Annotated in this window: 5 protein-coding genes; 2 read left to right on the plus strand and 3 right to left on the minus strand. The window is 65.3% G+C overall.

Translation table 11 applies throughout. The annotated features are described in order from the left end of the window. Positions 1-213 precede the first annotated feature (213 nt). From DBO33_RS42305 to DBO33_RS42315, 3 genes are all read right to left on the minus strand, one after another. Entirely contained in the window at positions 214-831 is a 618-nt protein-coding gene (locus DBO33_RS42305) for a class I SAM-dependent methyltransferase (RefSeq protein ID WP_107661290.1), read from the minus strand. A gap of 143 nt (positions 832-974) precedes the next feature. Further along, positions 975-1298 (minus strand): type II toxin-antitoxin system PemK/MazF family toxin, encoded by a 324-nt coding sequence (locus tag DBO33_RS42310; protein ID WP_407670662.1) that lies wholly within the window; start codon positions 1296-1298, stop codon positions 975-977. Then, positions 1295-1612 carry a hypothetical protein gene (locus DBO33_RS42315; protein WP_107661287.1) on the minus strand — a complete coding sequence of 106 codons (318 nt, stop codon included), beginning with the start codon at positions 1610-1612 and terminating at the stop codon, positions 1295-1297. Before DBO33_RS42315 ends, DBO33_RS42310 begins: the two co-directional genes overlap by 4 nt. 113 nt (positions 1613-1725) lie before the next feature. Between DBO33_RS42315 and DBO33_RS42320 the strand changes: the two genes are divergently transcribed. Then, the gene (locus DBO33_RS42320; RefSeq protein WP_107661288.1) at positions 1726-2298 is read left to right on the plus strand and encodes a TetR/AcrR family transcriptional regulator; all 573 of its coding nucleotides are present in this window, start codon (positions 1726-1728) and stop codon (positions 2296-2298) included. Positions 2299-2375: 77 nt separating this feature from the next. Then, positions 2376-3321: Cmx/CmrA family chloramphenicol efflux MFS transporter (locus DBO33_RS42325; RefSeq protein ID WP_107661289.1), on the plus strand; the 946-nt coding region annotated here is incomplete at its 3' end.

A 3321-nucleotide genomic window follows, 5' to 3' on the forward strand; every position in this document is an offset into this window, starting at 1 on the left:
GCCGTCACCTCCACCCGCCACCAGCCGCCGGCACACCGGTCCATCGAATGAATCGCACCATCCAGGTCCAACCGCACCCGCTCCGGCAGCGGCGCCCACACCTCGAACAAGGTCACCAAGCCAGCATTGCACGCCCGCACCCACCCCGCCCGTGCACAACCCCGCTACCCATCGCACAGCCAGGTCAGAGGACCGGTGGCAGCGGAGGGCGGGTTACTGGGAGACGGCTACGCCCAGGGATTGGGCGCCGAGGAATCGGGGGGCGTCTTCGGCGTAGAAGACGTCGATGTCCTGGATTTCGAAGCCGGCGGTTGTCAGCAAGCCGCGGATGTCGCGGTTGAGGTTGCAGCCGCCGCACAAGGTTTTCTGCACGGGGTTCAGCCGGTTCTGCCACACCTGGACCTTGGCGTCGGGAGCTAGGCCGTGCTCGACGAAATGCAGGGTGCCGCCGGGGACCAGTACTCGGCGGAGCTCGGCGAGCGCGGTCGCGACATCGGGGATCGTGCACAGCGTCCATGTCGACACCGCAGCGTCGAAAGTGTTGTCCGCGAATGGCAGCGACTGCCCATCCAGCCCCGAACGCTCAATCGGGACCTTCGACTCGGCTACTCGTTTACCGGCTAACCGCCAGCCGAGATCGGCAGGCTCGACCGCGCTGACCGCCGCGACCGTCGCTGGATAGAACGGCACATTCAATCCCGACCCGAACCCGATCTCCACCACCCGACCGGTCAGCCCCGCACACACCCGCTCCCGCAGCGGCTGATTGAACCGCATTCCACAGGCCACATCGACCAGTCGCGGCACAACCCGATCTCCATAAAAGCTCACCAGCCCACTGTCCCAGCCCTGACCCGCCCGCGCCACACCTCACGTCGGCATTGCCCAACCCCCGCCCCAGCAGCCCCGAGTTGCCCACGCCCCAAGCAGCCCGCCCCGCCAACCGGTCGTCGCAACCGCCACATCGCACCGCGTCACGGAATGGCGAGTACCAGTTTCAATGCAGTGTTGACCGCCATGATGGTGGCTGGAGATACCGTGCCGAGCAGCTCTTTCAGCTCGTCACGCCGCAATTGCTGCATATCGTCGGTGGCTATATGACCGACGAGCGGGTCGGCGGTCGACAGGGGAACCATGGTCGGCAAGCTTGCGAACTTGTCCGTTGAGGTAATACGAACCGCCAGTATGCGAGACAACTCTCGATTTCTGCGGTTGTTCGAAACGATCAACCACGGTTTGGCACCGTGGCCGATGTCCGCACGATAGATCTGGCCTCGTACCGGAGCGCCGATTGTCATCCGGGCATCACCTGATCGACCTCGTCGGCGTACCGGCGCCGCCGCTCTTCGGCTTCTGCCTCGTCGTGGATCTCCGGCCACACTGCGGCGAGCTGCCGATAGCCCTGATCCAGTGCCTCGTCGATCAGCACCTGCGCACCGATCGACATCAATACGCGGATCACCGTCGCTTCGGACGCGTCGGGGGTGAGCTCGTAGCCGAGGTGGGCGGCAAGGGATTCGAACAACAGCCACTCGGCCCCCTTCCGGTCGCTCAGCGTCGCCAAGGTGCGTTCCTCCCGCTCGGTGAGCGTCAGAGTTGTTCGTCTGGTCATGCATCAGATCTTACATCGATATCGATGCACTAGCCATCATCAGTTTGTGATGCATCATTGCGCATCACATATTTTTGAAACGATCGGTGCAAAACTGTGCTAGCGTCGTCCCCATGCCACGACCGAGACAGTTCGACGAGGAGCGGGCAGTGGACGCCGCGATGCGGGCGTTCTGGACCGCGGGCTACGAGGCGACCTCGACCCAGGATCTGTGCGACGCGACCGGACTCGGCCGCAGCAGCATCTACAACACCTTCACCAGCAAACACGACCTGTTCGAGCGAGCATTGCGCCGCTACATGACGACCAAGAACGCCGCGACCTTCGCACTGCTCGACGGTGATGAGTCCGCGAAGGAGAAGATGCGGGCGCTGCTGTGGCAGGTCGTGGACGCACCGGAGGAAGACCCGCTGGGCTGCCTGGTGGTCAATTCGATGATCGAGCTCGCGCCGCACGACCCGGAGGTGGCCGCAGCACTGCGCGACGATCAGCGCCTGCGCCTGGCGGCGCTCCAGACAGTGCTCGAAAGTGGCAGGCGCGCAGGGGAAATCGACAAATCCAAGTCTGCCGTAGACCTGGCGCACTTCATTAACGCCACCGTCTCGGGAATGCGGGTGGCGGCCCGCGGCGGCGCGGGCCGTGCCGCCTTGGCCGCCATCGCCACCACCGCACTGAACGCCCTCTGACCCAACACAACTGGTCGGACCGCACCTTTCCCTGCGCCAATTTTGAACTGAATGATCCAAAACTAGAGAGGTACCCGATGCCGTTCGCCGTCTACATCCTGGGCTTGTCCATCTTCGCCCAGGGCACCTCCGAGCTGATGCTGTCCGGCTTGCTCACCGAGCTGTCCGCCGACCTCGGCGTCACCATTCCGCAAGCCGGACTGCTGATTTCGGCGTTCGCACTCGGCATGCTCGTCGGCGCACCGGTGCTCGCGGTCGCCACGCTGCGCCTGCCGCGGCGCAGTGCCTTGCTCGCGTTCCTGGCGGTGTTCGTCGGCGCCCATGTCGTCGGCGCGCTGACCTCGGACTACTGGGTGCTGTTCGCGACAAGGGCGGTCGGCGCCTTCGTCTACGCCGGGTTCTGGTCCGTCGCGGCAACCACCGCCATCGGCCTGGTCCCTGCGAACGCACGCGGCAAAGCGATGAGCATCGTCGCCGGCGGCCTCACCATCGCCACCGTCGTCGGCCTGCCCGCAGGCACCGTGATCGGCCAGCACCTCGGTTGGCGCGCCGCGTTCTGGACGGTCGCGATCATGTCCGCGCTGGCAATGATCGGCGTGCTCGCCAAGATCCCCGCAGGCCGCGCGACCACGACGCCCGATCTGCGAAAAGAACTGCGCAGCATCAGCAATCCCCGCCTATGGCTGTCCTACAGCACCACCGCACTCGCCACCGCAGCCCTGATGGTCAGCTTCGCCTACCTCGGCGCTTTGCTGTCCCAAACCACCGGCCTCACCGACGGCTGGATCCCGCTGGTCCTGGCGGTCTACGGCGTCGGCAGCTTCCTCGGCATCGTCATCGGCGGCCGCACCGCCGACGTCCACCCGATCCGCACCCTCTACGTAGGCATCACCGGCCTGATCGTCACCTCAGTCCTGCTAGCCCTGACCGCCGAACACCCCGCCCCCGTAGTAGCACTCACGTTCCTGCTCGGCGCCTTCGGTTTCGGCACCAATCCCACCCTCAACAGCCGAGTCTTCAACC

Origin of the sequence: Nocardia suismassiliense, from assembly GCF_900269665.1 — a bacterium.
GTDB classification, from domain to species: domain Bacteria; phylum Actinomycetota; class Actinomycetes; order Mycobacteriales; family Mycobacteriaceae; genus Nocardia; species Nocardia suismassiliense.